15 protein-coding genes are annotated in these 14,792 nt (G+C 68.8%); 11 read left to right on the top strand and 4 right to left on the bottom strand.

All coding sequences use genetic code 11. The features are described 5' to 3' along the window. Window positions 1-67: 67 nt before the first annotated feature. Entirely contained in the window at window positions 68-1,405 is a 1,338-nt protein-coding gene (locus BLV31_RS15995; protein ID WP_064060419.1) for a M16 family metallopeptidase, read from the top strand. On the opposite strand, the gene zapE is transcribed toward BLV31_RS15995, so the two are convergent. After that, complete coding sequence (gene zapE / locus BLV31_RS15990) at window positions 1,354-2,433, bottom strand: cell division protein ZapE (RefSeq protein WP_371850697.1); 1,080 nt, start codon at window positions 2,431-2,433, stop codon at window positions 1,354-1,356. The two genes, BLV31_RS15995 and zapE, sit on opposite strands and share 52 nt — an antisense overlap. Window positions 2,434-2,456: 23 nt before the next feature. Here zapE and BLV31_RS15985 point away from each other — a divergent pair, with 23 nt between their 5' ends. The 4 genes from BLV31_RS15985 to BLV31_RS15970 all read left to right on the top strand — a co-directional run bounded on the left by BLV31_RS15985 (window position 2,457) and on the right by BLV31_RS15970 (window position 4,944). Next, complete coding sequence (locus tag BLV31_RS15985; protein WP_064060421.1) at window positions 2,457-3,059, top strand: TetR/AcrR family transcriptional regulator; 603 nt, start codon at window positions 2,457-2,459, stop codon at window positions 3,057-3,059. An 85-nt stretch (window positions 3,060-3,144) separates the two neighbouring features. Then, window positions 3,145-3,900, top strand: coding sequence for a 4-hydroxy-tetrahydrodipicolinate reductase (gene dapB / locus BLV31_RS15980; RefSeq protein ID WP_170318494.1), 756 nt, complete (start codon window positions 3,145-3,147; stop codon window positions 3,898-3,900). Next, window positions 3,897-4,376, top strand: coding sequence for a hypothetical protein (locus BLV31_RS15975; RefSeq protein WP_064060422.1), 480 nt, complete (start codon window positions 3,897-3,899; stop codon window positions 4,374-4,376). Before dapB ends, BLV31_RS15975 begins: the two co-directional genes overlap by 4 nt. A gap of 52 nt (window positions 4,377-4,428) precedes the next feature. Further along, window positions 4,429-4,944, top strand: coding sequence for a flavodoxin family protein (locus BLV31_RS15970; protein ID WP_064060423.1), 516 nt, complete (start codon window positions 4,429-4,431; stop codon window positions 4,942-4,944). 2 nt (window positions 4,945-4,946) lie between these two features. Here BLV31_RS15970 and BLV31_RS15965 read toward each other — a convergent pair whose 3' ends face one another. Both BLV31_RS15965 and BLV31_RS15960 read right to left on the bottom strand, forming a co-directional pair. Further along, the gene (locus BLV31_RS15965) at window positions 4,947-5,387 is read right to left on the bottom strand and encodes an SRPBCC family protein (protein WP_006551250.1); all 441 of its coding nucleotides are present in this window, start codon (window positions 5,385-5,387) and stop codon (window positions 4,947-4,949) included. Between the two features lie 57 nt (window positions 5,388-5,444). After that, the gene (locus BLV31_RS15960) at window positions 5,445-6,044 is read right to left on the bottom strand and encodes a hypothetical protein (protein WP_006551249.1); all 600 of its coding nucleotides are present in this window, start codon (window positions 6,042-6,044) and stop codon (window positions 5,445-5,447) included. A gap of 143 nt (window positions 6,045-6,187) precedes the next feature. On the opposite strand from BLV31_RS15960, the gene thyX reads away from it, so the two are divergent. From thyX to BLV31_RS15930, 6 genes are all read left to right on the top strand, one after another. Beyond that, window positions 6,188-6,943 carry an FAD-dependent thymidylate synthase gene (thyX, locus tag BLV31_RS15955; RefSeq protein ID WP_024100675.1) on the top strand — a complete coding sequence of 252 codons (756 nt, stop codon included), beginning with the start codon at window positions 6,188-6,190 and terminating at the stop codon, window positions 6,941-6,943. Between the two features lie 83 nt (window positions 6,944-7,026). Further along, window positions 7,027-7,932 carry a 4-hydroxy-tetrahydrodipicolinate synthase gene (gene dapA / locus BLV31_RS15950; protein ID WP_006551247.1) on the top strand — a complete coding sequence of 302 codons (906 nt, stop codon included), beginning with the start codon at window positions 7,027-7,029 and terminating at the stop codon, window positions 7,930-7,932. After that, complete coding sequence (locus BLV31_RS15945) at window positions 7,932-9,737, top strand: ribonuclease J (protein ID WP_064060424.1); 1,806 nt, start codon at window positions 7,932-7,934, stop codon at window positions 9,735-9,737. The genes dapA and BLV31_RS15945 overlap by 1 nt, the downstream gene beginning before the upstream one ends. A gap of 77 nt (window positions 9,738-9,814) precedes the next feature. Next, window positions 9,815-10,441 (top strand): TIGR03085 family metal-binding protein, encoded by a 627-nt coding sequence (locus tag BLV31_RS15940; RefSeq protein WP_033096529.1) that lies wholly within the window; start codon window positions 9,815-9,817, stop codon window positions 10,439-10,441. Between the two features lie 92 nt (window positions 10,442-10,533). After that, window positions 10,534-13,305 carry a DNA translocase FtsK gene (locus BLV31_RS15935; protein WP_174556273.1) on the top strand — a complete coding sequence of 924 codons (2,772 nt, stop codon included), beginning with the start codon at window positions 10,534-10,536 and terminating at the stop codon, window positions 13,303-13,305. A 218-nt stretch (window positions 13,306-13,523) separates the two neighbouring features. Continuing rightward, window positions 13,524-14,507, top strand: coding sequence for a TerC family protein (locus BLV31_RS15930; RefSeq protein ID WP_006551278.1), 984 nt, complete (start codon window positions 13,524-13,526; stop codon window positions 14,505-14,507). Here BLV31_RS15930 and BLV31_RS15925 read toward each other — a convergent pair. Further along, window positions 14,497-14,781, bottom strand: a complete 285-nt coding sequence (locus BLV31_RS15925; protein ID WP_033096530.1) for a YciI family protein — start codon at window positions 14,779-14,781, stop codon at window positions 14,497-14,499. The two genes, BLV31_RS15930 and BLV31_RS15925, sit on opposite strands and share 11 nt — an antisense overlap. Window positions 14,782-14,792 lie beyond the last annotated feature (11 nt).

The following is a 14,792-nucleotide window of genomic DNA, read 5'->3' as shown; positions in this document are numbered from 1 at the left end:
GGACAGTCCCGGTGTACTGTGAAATGTTCCGCGCCCTCCGACCTTGTCAGGACCACCGAAGATCCCCATGGCTTCCAGTTCCCACGTGAAGAACGACGCTTCGACCCCCGCACCCGTCGCGGCCACCGGCGTCCGCCGCTCGGTCCTTCCCGGGGGAGTGCGGGTCGTCACCGAGCACGTCCCGGGAGTGCGCTCGGCGGCCGTCGGCGTGTGGGTCGGTGTCGGATCCCGCGACGAACAACCGTCGGTCGCAGGTGCCGCCCACTTCCTCGAGCACCTGCTGTTCAAGGCGACCCCGACGCGTACCGCTCTCGACATCGCCGAGACGATGGACGGGATCGGGGGAGAGCTCAACGCGTTCACCAGCAAGGAACACACCTGCTTCTACGCGCACGTCCTCGACGACGACCTGCCGATCGCCGTCGACGTCGTCGCAGACGTCGTCCTGCGCGGCCGGTGCCTGAGCGCGGACGTCGACGTCGAGCGTCAGGTGGTGCTCGAGGAGATCGCGATGCGCGACGACGATCCGGAGGATCTGCTCGGCGACTCGCTGCTCACCGCGCTGTACGGCGATCACCCCATCGGCCGGCCGATCATCGGATCCGTCGAGTCGATCGAGTCCATGACCCGGACCCAGTTGCACTCGTTCCATGTGCGCCGCTACACCCCGCCGCGGATGGTCGTCGCGGTCGCCGGCAACGTCGACCACGCGCACACAGTCGAACTGGTCCGCCGCGCCTTCACCGGTCACCTGGACGACGCGGCCACCCCCGCGCCCTGCCGCGACGGACGGCTCGAACTGCGCACTGCACCGACGATGAGCATCGTCGAGCGCGACAACGAGCAGGCGCACCTGACGCTCGGCGTGCGGTCCTTCGGTCGGCACGACGGGCGTCGCTGGGCGCTGTCGGTGCTCAACGCAGCCGTCGGCGGTGGGCTGAGTTCGCGTCTGTTCCAGGAGGTGCGCGAGAAGCGGGGCCTGGCCTACTCGGTGTACTCCGGCACCGACACCTTCGCCGACACCGGCGCCTTCTCCGTGTACGCGGGCTGCCAGCCCGACAATCTCGGTGAGGTCGGCGCGGTGGTCCGTGAGGTGCTCACCGACGTGGCCGAACACGGCATCACCGACGCGGAATGCGCTCGCGCAAAGGGGTCGCTGCGCGGCGGTCTCGTGCTCGGACTCGAGGACACCGGGGCGCGCATGCACCGGATCGGCCGCAGCGAACTGAGCTACGGGCAGCACTGGGGCATCACTGAGACCCTCGAACGCATCTCGTCGGTGTCCACCGAGGAGGTGCGCAGCGTGGCAGCCGACCTGCTGCACCGGCCGTTCGCGGTCGCCGTCGCCGGCCCCTACCGGCGCACGCGTGATCTTCCGGCGTCGGTGCGCGCGCTCGTGTCCTGAATCGTCCTCAGCTGAGCCAGTCGGCTCCGGAGGCGTCCGATGTCGTGCGCGACGGGTCCGGTTCTGGCGGCGAGTTCCGACACGGCGACCTCCGAGACGAACACGACCCGCGCGTCGCGGTCGTGGAGCACGTCCACCAGATTGGCGAAGCGCTGCGCCGGTTCGCGCCCCGCGGCCGTCAGGTCCGGGATCCCGTCGACGACCCAGAACAGGTGGTCCGCCGCGACCGCCAGATAGTCGGCCGGCGCCGTGGTGTGCCCGCAGAGATCGCCGAAGTCGAACCAGAGACAGTCCTTCTCGGCCCGTAGAGCGCGGAGCGGACGTCCCGCCGGGCGCAGGACCCGATGTTCGGCCGGTGCCGGCCGCTCGAGACCGAGTCGTCGTAGCTGCAGGTCGGACGGGGAGACGGCCCAGATCCCCGACGCGAAGCCCCGCGCACGGTCGGAATCGAGCCGGTGATCGCGCGGACCGTCCAGAGCGACGACCGTCGCGCACCGCTCGACGAGCTCGATGGTCGGGACGAAACCGTCGTGGAAGAGCGGGTTGGGGAGCAGGTCGCGGGGAGGATAGTTCGAGGTCAGGACGAGACGCGTGCGGCGAGCGAGCAGAGCGGGGAGCAACCGGGCGACGAACGTGCCGTCCGCCGGGTCGTGGACGTGGAACTCGTCGAAGCACACGAGCTCGGCGCGGCCGATCAGGTGATCGAGTGCGGCGTCGAGATCGAAGCGGTGCCGTCGCAGCTCGACGTGCAGGTCGCGGAAGAACTCGTGGAAGTGGACGCGCAGCTTGTTCCGTCCGGGATAGGCCGAGAAGTACACGTCGGCGAGCCAGCTCTTGCCGCGTCCGGGTGGGCCCCACAGGTAGACGTTCGGGCGCTCGGGATGACACAGCTGTTCGACAGCGTCGTGTTGCGCGGGATCGAGCACGAACCCCCGGCTGCGCGAGGCGTCCTCGAAGACCGTGCGGGGGACGGGGTTCGACGAGGCGGTGTTCGGCGACATGCGGTTTCTGCGTCGGCGCAACCTCACGGCCGTTACTCTATCATCGTAGAGTGACGACTTCACCCGAACGTCCCTCCCGGCGCACGGCCATCAGCGATGCCGCCCTCGAACTCGCCGCCCGCGGTGGCAACCACGCGGTGACGCACACGGGCGTCGACGTGCACCTCGGCCTGCCGAAGGGATCGACCTCCTACTACTTCCGAACCCGCCACGCGCTCGTCTCGGCTGCGATCACCCGCCTCGCCGAACGGTCGCGCGCGGATTTCGCCGCGCTGTTCGACGACACGACCGGCGACCCGAGCCCTCCTGCCGACCTGATCGCGCGCTATCTCGAACGCCTGCTCACTGTGCGTCGCACCGATGTGCTGGCTCGCTACGCGCTCGCGCCCGACGCGCGCCTCGAACCGGAGGCTGCCGAGGCGCTCGCGGCCTGCATGTTCTCGATCTCCGCGGCCACCGATCTCGTGCGGGAGCTCGGTGCGCCGGACCCCGAGACCGCGGGGCGCGATCTGGTGACCCTGCTCGAAGGAGTTCTGTTCGACCGCACCCACGGCGCTCGTGCCCACACATCCTCGGATTCGGACACGGCGTGCGTCGACGAGATCCGTTCGGCGGTCGCTCTGTGGCTCGACGCGCTCTGCGCGCAGCAGTAGGTGGCGTTCGACCCGCTCGGGACGTCTACGGGTGGTTGCGTAGGATTTCCGGGGGAGACGGCAACGAAAGGGCGTGACGACGCAAGTGGATGCAACAAAGGTTCGGGTGGGTGTACTCGGTGCTGCCGGCAAGGTCGGCCAGGCGATCTGCGCCGCCGTCGACGCCGCGTCCGATCTCGAGCTCGTCGCCACCGTCGACAAGGGCGACAGCCTCGACGCCTTCGTGAACTCGCAGACCCAGGTGGTCGTCGACTTCACCCACCCCGACGTCGTCATGGACAACCTGCACTTCCTCGTCGAGAACGGCATCCACGCCGTGGTCGGAACCACCGGCTTCGACGACGAGCGCCTCGACCGGGTGCGGAGCTGGCTCGCGGATCGTCCCGAGGTGGGCGTGCTCATCGCGCCGAACTTCGCGATCGGTGCCGTGCTGTCGATGCGCTTCGCTCAGGCCGCCGCCCGGTTCTTCGATTCCGTCGAGGTGATCGAGCTGCACCATCCGAACAAGGCCGACGCCCCGTCCGGCACCGCCTACCGCACCGCCCGTCTGATCGCGCAGGCCCGCGCCGAGGCCGGTGTGGCTCCGAGCCCGGACGCCACCACCACCGAACTCGACGGTGCGCGCGGCGGTGACGTCGACGGTGTCCGCGTGCACTCCGTGCGTCTCGCCGGCCTCGTCGCTCACCAGGAGGTGCTGCTCGGCACCCAGGGCGAGACCCTCACCATTCGGCACGACTCGATCGACCGTTCCTCCTTCGCTCCCGGCGTGCTGCTCGGTGTGCGGGAGATCGGTAAGCGACCGGGTCTGACCGTCGGAATCGATCCCCTCCTCGACCTGTGAGAACCGGCTCGCTCAAGGTCCTCGTCCCCATTGCGTTCATCGTGGTGGCGCTGGGGTTCTACTTCGTTCTGCTCGGCTCCACCGGCCTGGAACTGGTCCGGTCCGGTGAGGTCGCGGCGATCGGTCTCGGGATCGGCATCCTCATTCTCCCGATCGTGGGAGCCTGGATCGTCTACGCGACCCTCCGCGCAGGGCTGCAGCATCAGCACCTCGCGCGGCGGATCCACGACGAAGGCCTCGAACTCGACGTCGACGACCTGCCCCGCATGCCGTCGGGGCGGGTCGAGCGGGACGCCGCCGACGAACTGTTCGCGACCGTGAAGCAGGAATGGGAAGCCGACCCCGACAACTGGCGCAACTCCTACCGGCTCGCACGCGCCTACGACTATGCGGGCGACCGCAGTCGTGCGCGGGAGACGATGCGCCGAGCCGTTGCGCTCGAGAAGCTCGAACGGGACGGCCAAGCCGGTTCCTGAACCGGCGAGCGGCTTTGACAACCTCGAGATCGTGCAGCAGCCTGCTGATGTGATGGACGAGGCTGTGGAAGACCGGGCAGGGGCGGGCGAAGCAGGGCGCGAGGACGGATCCAGCACAGTGCTGGTGGTGCATCACACCCCCTCGCCGCCGACTCGCGAGGTCCTCGAAGCCGTCCTGGAGGGAGCGCGGGACCCGGAGATCACGGGTGTCACCGTCCGGGTGGTCCCCGCGCTGGGCGCCACGGTGCCCGATGTGCTGGCCGCCGACGGCTTCCTGTTCGGCACGACAGCCAATTTCGGTTACATGTCGGGTGCGCTCAAGCACTTCTTCGACACGGTCTACTACCCGTGTCTCGATGCCGTGGCCGGCCGTCCCTACGGTCTGTGGGTGCACGGGAACAACGACACCGCCGGCGCTGTGGCGTCGGTTCGGCGCTTGACCACCGGGTTGGGTCTCGTGCAGGCTGCTGCCGATCTCGAGATCACCGGACCGGTCGACGCGAAGGTACGCGAGCAGTGCTACGAGCTCGGCGCCATCGTCGCGGCGACCGCGGCCGGTGACATCTGACGTCAGCGGAAGTTCTTCTCCGTGAACGACTTGAGGCCCTTTCCGGCGGTTTCGAGGGCCATCTTCTCGGCGCGCCGCACGAGGAATCCGGGGATGGGTACCTTCGGATCGATGGTCAGTGAGAACTCGGCCGTCGTGCCGGATCCCTTGGCGGTGAGGGTGTAGGCGCCGTCCTGCTGGCGCTGCTGGCTGCTCTCCACCAGGGTCCACGACATCGACCCGTCGCCGTTCCAGGAGTACTCGACGACCTGCTCGTCGGTGATGCCGACGATCGAGACGGTCATCCGTACGCGGTGGGGTCGTCCGTCGGGGTGGGTGGACTCGACGGTGACGGACTTGTGGGTCGACGACCACTCGGGCAGGCGTTCGACCGCGGCGAGCGCGGCCATCACCTGCTCCGGGGTTGCGTCGATGTCGAAACTCCTGGTGCTGCTGACTGCCATGCGCCCTCCGCGTCGCCCGATTGTGTGCGTCGGCACTCTATCGTGCGGTGAGGTGCCTTACGCGTCGCTGCGCGGGTTCGTGTCGTCGGGGCCCGCAGTGTCGTTGCGGCCGGCGGCGTCGTCCGGGCCCGCGGTGTCGCTCGGGTCGGACGGCTGCGGCTCGGTGGGTGCGGGCGGGGTGGGCTTCGCCCAGCCACCCTGACGGCGCCATTCGTCGGCGCGGCGCTGATAGCGCATCTGCTCCCGTAGGGCGCCCTGTACCGCCTGCGCCATCCAGGAGTTGAGTGACACTCCGCTCTGCTGCGCCGCTTCCTCGGCCTTGGTCTTGATCTGTTCGACGAGGCGCAGGGTGACCCGGCTGATGTCGCCCGTCATCTCCTCGAAGGACGGCGTCGGATCCTCGTGCGGGGGAGCGGGTTCGCTGTGGACGGCGAGGACGGCATCGGTGCCGTCGAGGCGCACCGTGACGGTGCGGTCGCCGAGTTCGTCGCTGATCTCGTTGGCCATGTCGGACAGTGCTGCCAGGACCGCGAGGCGGACGGGTGCGGCGATGGCGGTCGCGAGGGCTGCGGCGGTGCGTCGGGTCTGCTCGTCGCCGAGTTCGGCTGCGGAGATCACGGAGTCCGTGATGGCGGACGTGTACTTGTCGATGTCCATGACGCCAGTGTGACGTCACCGATGATGTCACGCAAGGTGTCATCGTGATGTCATCGATCGTCGCAGGTCGAGGCGCGTTAGTGTGCGGACGGAAGAGACGGCGCGTCCGGAGGATGCGCGACGACCGAGGCGAGGAGGAGACGATGGCGCCCGAACCCGCCGTTCCGAAGGTTCGGCTCATCGCCACGACGGAGTTCCACGTCCCCGACGACGTCGACTGGGACACCGACGCCGAGGGCGGCGAAGCGCTCGTCGAGTTCGCCGGTCGCGCCTGCTACCAGAGCTGGTCCAAGCCCAACCCCCGCACCGCGACGAACGGCGGATATCTCCGTCACCTGCTCACCGTGGGGCACCTGTCCGTTCTCGAACACGCGACGGCGACCTTCTACATCACCGGCATCTCCCGTTCGTGCACGCACGAGCTGATCCGGCACCGGCACTTCTCGTTCTCGCAGCTGTCGCAGCGTTTCGTCGCCGACGGTGAGGTGCCCGTGGTGGTTCCGCCCGCGATTGCGGGCGATGCCGAACTCGAGGAGTTGTTCTTCGCGGCCGCGGAGCGCAGCCGCGAGGCGTATGTGGCGCTGTTGGCGGCGCTCGACGAGAAGCTCTCGCATCTTCCCGCCGGTCCGTTGCGCGCCAAGCAGGTCCGGGAGGCCGCCCGGGCGGTGCTCCCCAACGCCACGGAGACCCGCATCGTCGTCACCGGAAACTACCGATCGTGGCGTCACTTCGTCGCCATGCGCGCGACCGAACATGCCGACGTCGAGATCCGGCGTCTCGCCGTCGAATGTGTGCGTCAGCTCGCGGATGCCGCACCGAACGCGTTCTCGGACTTCGCGATCACGAAGCTGGCCGACGGCAGTGAGATCGCAGCTCCCACGCTTGCGACCGACCTCTGATCGACCGCTACACCGATCTGTGATCCGTCTCCGAGGGGCGGGCGTGTGTCGAGGCGGCCCTGCCACGCGGTAGCCTTCTGACCATGACCAACGGTGATTCCGCAACTGCTGTCGAGCTTCCGTTCGGCACCGTCGCCACAGCGATGGTGACCCCGTTCACTGCCGATGGCAAGCTCGACGTGGATGCGGGCGTGAGTCTGGCGAACTACCTCGTCGACGGTGGCTGTGACGCACTGGTTCTCGCCGGTACGACCGGCGAATCGCCCACGACGACCGAGAACGAGAAGATGGAGCTGATGCGGGCCGTGCTCGCATCCGTCGGCGACCGCGCCAAGATCATCGCCGGGGCCGGCAGCAACGACACCGCCCACAGCGTCGAGCTCGCCCGCGACGCCGCGCGAGCCGGTGCACACGGCCTGCTCGTGGTGACCCCGTACTACTCGCGGCCCCCGCAGGCCGGCCTCTACGCCCACTTCGTCGCGGTGGCCGACGCGACCGATCTGCCGGTCATGCTCTACGACATCCCACCTCGATCCGTCGTGCCGATCGAGACCGACACACTGCGTCTGCTCGCCGAGCACCCCCGGATCGTCGCGGTGAAGGACGCCAAGGGCGATCTGAACGCGGGCGCCGAGCTGATCGGTACCACCGACCTGAAGTTCTACTCGGGCGACGACCCCCTGAACCTGCCGTGGCTGTCCGTCGGCGCCGTCGGATTCGTCAGCGTCATCGGCCATCTCGTGCCCGGTCGCCTGCGCGAGCTGCACACCGCTTTCGAAGCCGGCGATCTCGAACTCGCCCGCCGCATCAATCTGTCGATGGTGCCCATCTATCGCGCCGTCGCTCGGCTGGGCGGCGTGAGCGCCTCGAAGGCCGGCCTGCGGCTGCTCGGCATCGACGTCGGAGAGCCTCGTCTGCCGCAGGTCGCCCCGGTGACCGCGCAGATCGACGCTCTCGCGGCGGATCTCCAGGCTGCGGGGGTGCTGTGATGAGCCGCCCCGCACGCGGCCGGGGCCGCGCCACCCGCAACGCCGGTCCGCCCGCCCGCGTTCCGCGGCGTGTCGCGCAGAACTCGGCGAACCCCCAGCGTCCGGACGCCCGCATCGTCGATCCCACCGAGCGATTGGGTCTGCCGCCGAAGGCTCCTCGCGACGGTCTGCGGGTCGTCGCGCTCGGCGGTATCGGCGAGATCGGCCGCAACATGACGGTCTTCGAGCACCAGGGCCGGCTGCTCGTCGTCGACTGCGGGGTGCTCTTTCCCGAGGACCAGCAGCCGGGCGTCGACCTGATCCTGCCCGACTTCCGGTACATCGAGGACCGGATGGAGGACGTCGAGGCGATCGTCCTCACCCACGGCCACGAGGACCACATCGGTGCCGTGCCGTTCCTGCTGCGCCTGCGCCCCGACATCCCGGTCGTCGGGTCCAAGTTCACCCTGGCGCTCGTCGCGGCGAAGTGCCGCGAACACCGCCAGCGTCCCAACCTCGTCGAGGTCGTCGAGGGGCAGACCACCTCGCACGGTCCGTTCGAGTGCGAGTACTTCGCGGTCAACCACTCCATCCCGGACGCGATCGCCGTCGCGATCCGCACCGCTGCGGGCATCGTGCTGCACACCGGCGACATCAAGCTCGACCAGCTGCCGCTCGACAACCGTCTCACCGACCTCGCGGGCTTCTCCCGCCTCGGCGACGAGGGTGTCGACCTGTTCCTCGTCGACTCGACGAACGCCGAGGTCCCCGGCTTCGTCACACCGGAGCGCGAGATCGGCGGAGTGCTCGACACCGTCATCGGCAAGGCCGCCAACCGGGTGATCGTCGCGTCCTTCGCGAGCCACGTGCACCGCATCCAGCAGATCGTCGACGTCGCCGAGCGCTACAACCGGCGTGTGGCGTTCGTCGGCCGGTCGATGGTCCGCAACATGCAGATCGCGCAGGATCTGGGCTACCTGAACGTGCCCGACGGCCTCGAGGTCGACATCGACACCGCCGCGAGCCTGCCCGACGACCGGGTCGTGCTGGTCTCCACCGGTTCGCAGGGCGAACCGCTCTCGGCGCTGTCCCGGATGGCGCGCGGCGAGCACCGGCAGATCAACATCCGGGCCGACGACCTCGTCGTCCTCGCGTCGTCGCTGATCCCTGGCAACGAGAACTCCGTGTTCGCGGTCGTCAACGGCCTGGCCAAGCGCGGCGCGAAGGTCGTCACCCAGCAGAACGCGAAGGTGCACGTCTCCGGTCACGCGTCGGCCGGCGAGCTGCTGTATCTCTACAACGCGGTGCGACCCACCAACGCGATGCCCGTCCATGGCGAGTGGCGCCACCTGCGGGCGAACGCCGCACTGGCCGAGGCCACGGGTGTTCCCCGCGAGCGGATCGTGCTCGCGGAGGACGGTGTGGTCGTCGACATGGTCGACGGACTCGCGGAAATCGTCGGGCGCGTCCCGGTCGGTCACGTCTACGTCGACGGCCTGTCGGTAGGCGACGTGGGCGAGTCCACGCTGTCCGATCGTCTCGTCCTCGGCGAGGGTGGTTTCATCTCCATCTCAGTCGCGGTCGACGCCGCGACCGGCCGTGCGGTGAGCACCCCGGAGGTCTCCGGTCGCGGTTTCTCCGACGACCCGGACGCACTCGACGAGGCGGCGCAGCTCGTCGACAAGGCGCTCAACGAACTCGCTGCCGAAGGGGTCACGGAGACCCATCGCATCGCCCAGGGCATCCGCCGGGTCGTCGGCCGCTGGGTCGCCGAGACCTATCGTCGTCGCCCGATGATCGTGCCCACGGTGATCCCGGTCTCCTGATTTCGGTCCGCGCGGGCCCGCCGAACACGCGGGCTCGCGCGATGGGCGAGGGCAGGAGTGATCGCTAGAGTGGCGGAATGAGCCTCGCCCGAAGCGAACGACATGCCCTCGTCCGCACCATGTCCGAGGTCGGACCCGACGCGCCGACGCTCTGCGGCGACTGGACGGTCCGGGATCTCGCCGCGCACCTGCTCGTCCGCGAGCGCCGCGTGGACGCGATGCCCGGCATCGTCGTCCCGGCCCTGGCCGATCACACGGAGAAGGTGCGACGCTCCGCCACCGACCGACAGTGGGCACACGTGCTCGCCGACGTCGATTCCGGCCCGCCGAAGTGGTCGCCGATGTTCCTGTTCGACGCCGTCGCCAACGCGGCGGAGATGTTCGTGCACCATGAGGACGTGCGCCGCGCGCAGCCCGGATGGGAGCCGCGGACGCTGTCGGCGGACGATCAGGACCAGCTTTGGCGCATCGCGCGGATGATCGGACGCAACAGCTACGGCGGATGCGACGTCACGGTGATCTTCGAGAGGTCCGGTTCCGGCGAGCGGGTCGCCCTGCGCAAGCGCGGTCCGCGCACCGTCGTGCTGCGCGGCGAACCGTCCGAACTCGTGCTGCACGCCTTCGGCCGCGACCAGGTGCGGCTCGAGATCGAGGGCGACGAGTCGGCGGTCTCCGAACTGGCGGGATCGAAACGCGGCCTGTGAGCGCTCGCCCGGACGGCGTGTGACCAGTGCCGCCGACCGGTACCCGTGTTGCTGATGGTTCATGAGAGGTCCGTGCGGCTACCCTGGCGGATATGGCAGGAAAGTCGTCGGGCAGCCGCGGAACGTCGTCTACGACCTCTCGGTCGCGGACGGGGGCGCGGGGCTCGGGCGGCAGCACCTCCCGTGCTCGCAGCGCGGGTGCCTCCACCTCGAAGACCAGATCGACCGCGAAGACGAAGGCGTCCGGATCGACCCGGTCCACCCCTGCGCGCAAGCCGCGCGCCGCGGCCTCGACCGCGAACCGTCGCAGCGGCGGCACCGCACGTCGCGCTCCGGCCGCGAGTCGACGCCCCGCGCCCGCTCGTCCCCGGCGCAGTTCCGGGGGGATCCTCACCGCCGTGGGCCGCACCGTCGGCGCCGGTTGGATGATGACGGCCCGCGCTGTCGGAGCCACGACCCGCACGATGGGTCGCGCCACCGAGATCGAGTCCGGACACCGTCGCGACGGCATCGCGCTCGGATTGATCTCCATCGGTGTGATCATCGCCGGCACGGTGTGGTTCGGCGTCGGCGGCCCGGTGGGGGAGTGGGTCGAGACGGCCGTCCGCGCCATAACCGGTGGTGCGAGCGCGGTCCTTCCGCTCGTCGCGGTCGGCATCGCGGTGACGCTCATGCGCACCGAACCGCATCCCGAGATCCGTCCCCGGCTCGTCGTCGGCGGACTGCTCGTCGGTCTCCCCGCACTGGGCCTGTGGCACGTCGCCTCCGGTTCACCCACCGACGCGGAGGGCCGCTCGGAAGGGGCCGGTTTCGTCGGTGCCGCCGTGGGCGGCCCGCTCACTTCCGGGCTCACCGTCTGGCTGTCCGTGCCGCTGATGCTCCTCGCGGCGGGCTTCGGGATCCTGCTGCTCACCGGCACCACGGTGCGGGAGCTGCCCGAACTGTTCCGCGACTACTTCGGCCTCGGCTACCGCGCCGACGACGAGTACGGCGACTACGACGACGATTACGGCTACGACGAGCCGCCGATGTTCGACGCCGACGGCTACCCGATCGACGAGCCGCCCGCCCCCAAGCGGTCCCGCCGCCGGCGTACCCCGGTGGAGAACTACCCGCCTGACGAGTTCGACGGCGACGCGAAGACCGAGGTGCTCCCGCTGTGGGACGACCGCGCATCCGAACCCGAGGCGCCCGCCTCACCGCCGGCCACACTGGAGGTGCCCTCGGTCGCCGAGACCCCGGCCGCAGCGCCGGCCCCGGCTCCCGCCCGCAAGAAGCCGAAGGCCGCCCCGGTACCCGAGGTCGTCGACCAGACCTCCGAGCCGGAACCGGCCGAGACGTTCGTGCGCGACCGCGAGGTCGACGGCGACTACACGCTGCCCTCACTGGAGCTGCTCACCAAGGGCGACCCGCCCAAGACGCGGTCGGCCGCGAACGACCAGATGATCGAGGCGATCACCGAGGTCCTCGAACAGTTCAAGATCGACGCCGCGGTCACCGGCTTCACCCGTGGCCCGACCGTCACCCGCTACGAGGTCGAACTCGGCCCCGGCGTCAAAGTCGAGAAGATCACCGCGCTCGCCCGCAACATCGCGTATGCGGTTGCGACCGACAACGTCCGGTTGCTCGCACCGATCCCGGGTAAGTCCGCCGTCGGCATCGAAGTCCCCAACACCGACCGCGAACTCGTGCGGCTGTCGGACGTGCTCGCAGCACCGTCGACCCGCCGCGACCATCACCCCCTCGTCATCGGTCTCGGCAAGGACATCGAGGGCGACTTCGTCTCCGCCAACCTCGCGAAGATGCCGCACCTGCTGGTCGCCGGTTCGACCGGTTCCGGTAAGTCGAGCTTCGTCAACTCGATGCTCGTGTCGCTGCTCATCCGCGCGACGCCCGACGAGGTGCGGATGATCCTCATCGACCCCAAGATGGTCGAGCTGACGCCCTACGAGGGCATCCCGCACCTGATCACGCCGATCATCACGCAGCCGAAGAAGGCCGCGGCGGCACTGGCCTGGCTCGTCGAGGAGATGGAGCAGCGCTACCAGGACATGCAGGCCAACCGCGTGCGCCACATCGACGACTTCAACACGAAGGTGAAATCGGGGGAGATCACCGCACCGCTCGGTAGCGAGCGCGTGTACCGGCCGTATCCGTACATCCTCGCCATCGTCGACGAGCTCGCCGACCTGATGATGACGGCCCCACGCGACGTCGAGGACGCGATCGTCCGCATCACTCAGAAGGCCCGCGCCGCCGGCATCCACCTCGTGCTCGCCACCCAGCGACCCTCGGTGGACGTCGTCACGGGTCTCATCAAGACGAACGTGCCCTCGCGACTCGCGTTCGCGACGAGTTCGCTCACCGACTCGCGTGTCATCCTCGACCAGCCCGGTGCCGAGAAGCTCATCGGTATGGGCGACGGACTGTTCCTGCCGATGGGTGCGGGCAAGCCGATCCGCCTGCAGGGTGCGTTCATCACCGACGAGGAGATTGCAGGGGTCGTCGACTTCGCCAAGAACCAGGCCGAACCCGAGTACAACGAGGGCGTCACCGCCCCGAAGGCCGGCGACAAGAAGGACGTCGACCCCGACATCGGCGACGACCTCGACGTCTTCCTGCAGGCCGTCGAACTCGTCGTCACGAGCCAGTTCGGTTCGACGTCGATGCTGCAGCGCAAGCTCCGCGTCGGCTTCGCCAAGGCCGGTCGCCTGATGGACCTGATGGAGACCCGAGGCGTGGTCGGGCCGAGCGAGGGCAGCAAGGCCCGCGAGGTGCTGGTCAAACCCGAGGAACTCGACGGCCTGCTGTACTCGATCCGTGGCGGCGGGGATCCGGTGGAAGTGCCTGCCGCAGAGCAGTGAGACATGCCCGTTCGACCGGCCGTCCCTGTTGCCTTCCGGCGGGAAGTGACGATGTGTGGCACAATCGTGGGAGCTGTGGAGGGGAGTATCCCCAGATCCGCGGCGGTCTCGTCAACACGTTCGGCACCGATGCCGTCCCGGGGCCGTCGGTCCGGCGATAGTCCGGGCGGGAGAGACCTCCGGCAGGTACACATACCTACCGGAAGGCCTATGTGCCCATGCACGTAAACCTGACTACCTGGTTGATCACGATCGCCGTCATCATCGGGTTGTTCATCTTCGACTTCTTCGCCCACGTCCGCAAGCCGCACGCGCCCACACTGCGCGAATCCGGTTTCTGGTCGGCCGTCTTCGTCGCCATCGCGATCCTCTTCGGCGTGATCGTCTTCGCGGTCTGGGGACCGACCTACGGCGGTGAGTACTTCGCCGGCTACATCACCGAGAAGGCGCTGTCGGTCGACAACCTCTTCGTGTTCGTCATCATCATGGCCACCTTCGCGGTGCCCCGTGAGTACCAGCAGAAGGTCCTCACCATCGGCATCGTGCTGGCGCTGGTCATGCGCGGAGCCTTCATCGCGGTCGGTGCCGCGGCGATCAACGCCTACAGTTGGGTGTTCTACCTGTTCGGCTTCTTCCTCATCTACACGGCGGTCAAGCTCATCCGCGACCACGGTGAGGACCCGCAGGCCATCTCGGAGAACCGGATGGTCAAGCTGGCCCGGAAGTTCCTGCCGGTGCACGACGAGTACGACGGCGACCGCCTCGTCACCCGCATCGACGGCAAGAAGTTCGTCACGCCGATGCTGCTCGCGCTCGTCGCGATCGGCTTCACCGACATCCTCTTCGCGCTCGACTCGATCCCCGCGATCTACGGTCTGACCAACGAGCCGTACCTGGTGTTCACTGCGAACGCCTTCGCGCTGATGGGCCTGCGCCAGCTGTTCTTCCTCATCGGCGGTCTGCTCGAGCGGTTGGTCTACCTGTCCTACGGACTGTCGATCATCCTCGCGTTCATCGGCGTGAAGCTGGTGCTCCACGCCCTGCATGAGAACACGCTCGGCTGGATCAACGGCGGCGAGCACGTCGCCGTCCCGGAGATCTCCACCGGCGTGTCCCTGATCGTGATCGTCGGAGTGCTGGCCGTGACGACGGTGGCCAGCCTGCTCAAGACGCGCGGTGAGAAGGAATCCGTCAGGAGTTGAACACGCCCATCACCGGGTTCCACCCGGTGATGCGCACGGCATCGACGAGGTCGCGCTGCGCGAACGGGTCCTGGGCCATCAGTTCGCGCGCCGCGGCCTCGTCGGCCACGTCGACGAGGATGAGCGCACCCGAACCGTCGGTCCACGGGCCGGTCGCCCGCACGATGCCCTGTTCGACGAGATCGCCGAGCCATGCTCGGTGCTTCGGGCGGTGCTCGTCGCGCGCCGAGGCGGTCGCATCCGAATAGGTGTACTCGACGGCGAACAGGGCCATGCGGGCCTCGC

Source organism: Rhodococcus pyridinivorans, from assembly GCF_900105195.1.
Taxonomy (GTDB): Bacteria; Actinomycetota; Actinomycetes; order Mycobacteriales; family Mycobacteriaceae; genus Rhodococcus; species Rhodococcus pyridinivorans.
The sequence above is the reverse complement of the archived record's forward strand: the minus strand, read 5'-3'. Positions and strand labels throughout refer to the sequence as shown.

Coding starts and splice junctions, on each gene's coding strand:
- BLV31_RS15995 (WP_064060419.1), top strand. CDS start 68: ATGGCTTCCAGTTCCCACGTGAAGAACGACGCTTCGACCCCCGCACCC.
- BLV31_RS15970 (WP_064060423.1), top strand. CDS start 4,429: ATGGACGAGGCTGTGGAAGACCGGGCAGGGGCGGGCGAAGCAGGGCGC.
- BLV31_RS15965 (WP_006551250.1), bottom strand. CDS start 5,387: ATGGCAGTCAGCAGCACCAGGAGTTTCGACATCGACGCAACCCCGGAG.
- BLV31_RS15960 (WP_006551249.1), bottom strand. CDS start 6,044: ATGGACATCGACAAGTACACGTCCGCCATCACGGACTCCGTGATCTCC.
- thyX (WP_024100675.1), top strand. CDS start 6,188: ATGGCGCCCGAACCCGCCGTTCCGAAGGTTCGGCTCATCGCCACGACG.
- dapA (WP_006551247.1), top strand. CDS start 7,027: ATGACCAACGGTGATTCCGCAACTGCTGTCGAGCTTCCGTTCGGCACC.
- BLV31_RS15945 (WP_064060424.1), top strand. CDS start 7,932: ATGAGCCGCCCCGCACGCGGCCGGGGCCGCGCCACCCGCAACGCCGGT.
- BLV31_RS15940 (WP_033096529.1), top strand. CDS start 9,815: ATGAGCCTCGCCCGAAGCGAACGACATGCCCTCGTCCGCACCATGTCC.
- BLV31_RS15935 (WP_174556273.1), top strand. CDS start 10,534: ATGGCAGGAAAGTCGTCGGGCAGCCGCGGAACGTCGTCTACGACCTCT.
- BLV31_RS15930 (WP_006551278.1), top strand. CDS start 13,524: ATGCACGTAAACCTGACTACCTGGTTGATCACGATCGCCGTCATCATC.
- BLV31_RS15925 (WP_033096530.1), bottom strand. CDS start 14,781: ATGGCCCTGTTCGCCGTCGAGTACACCTATTCGGATGCGACCGCCTCG.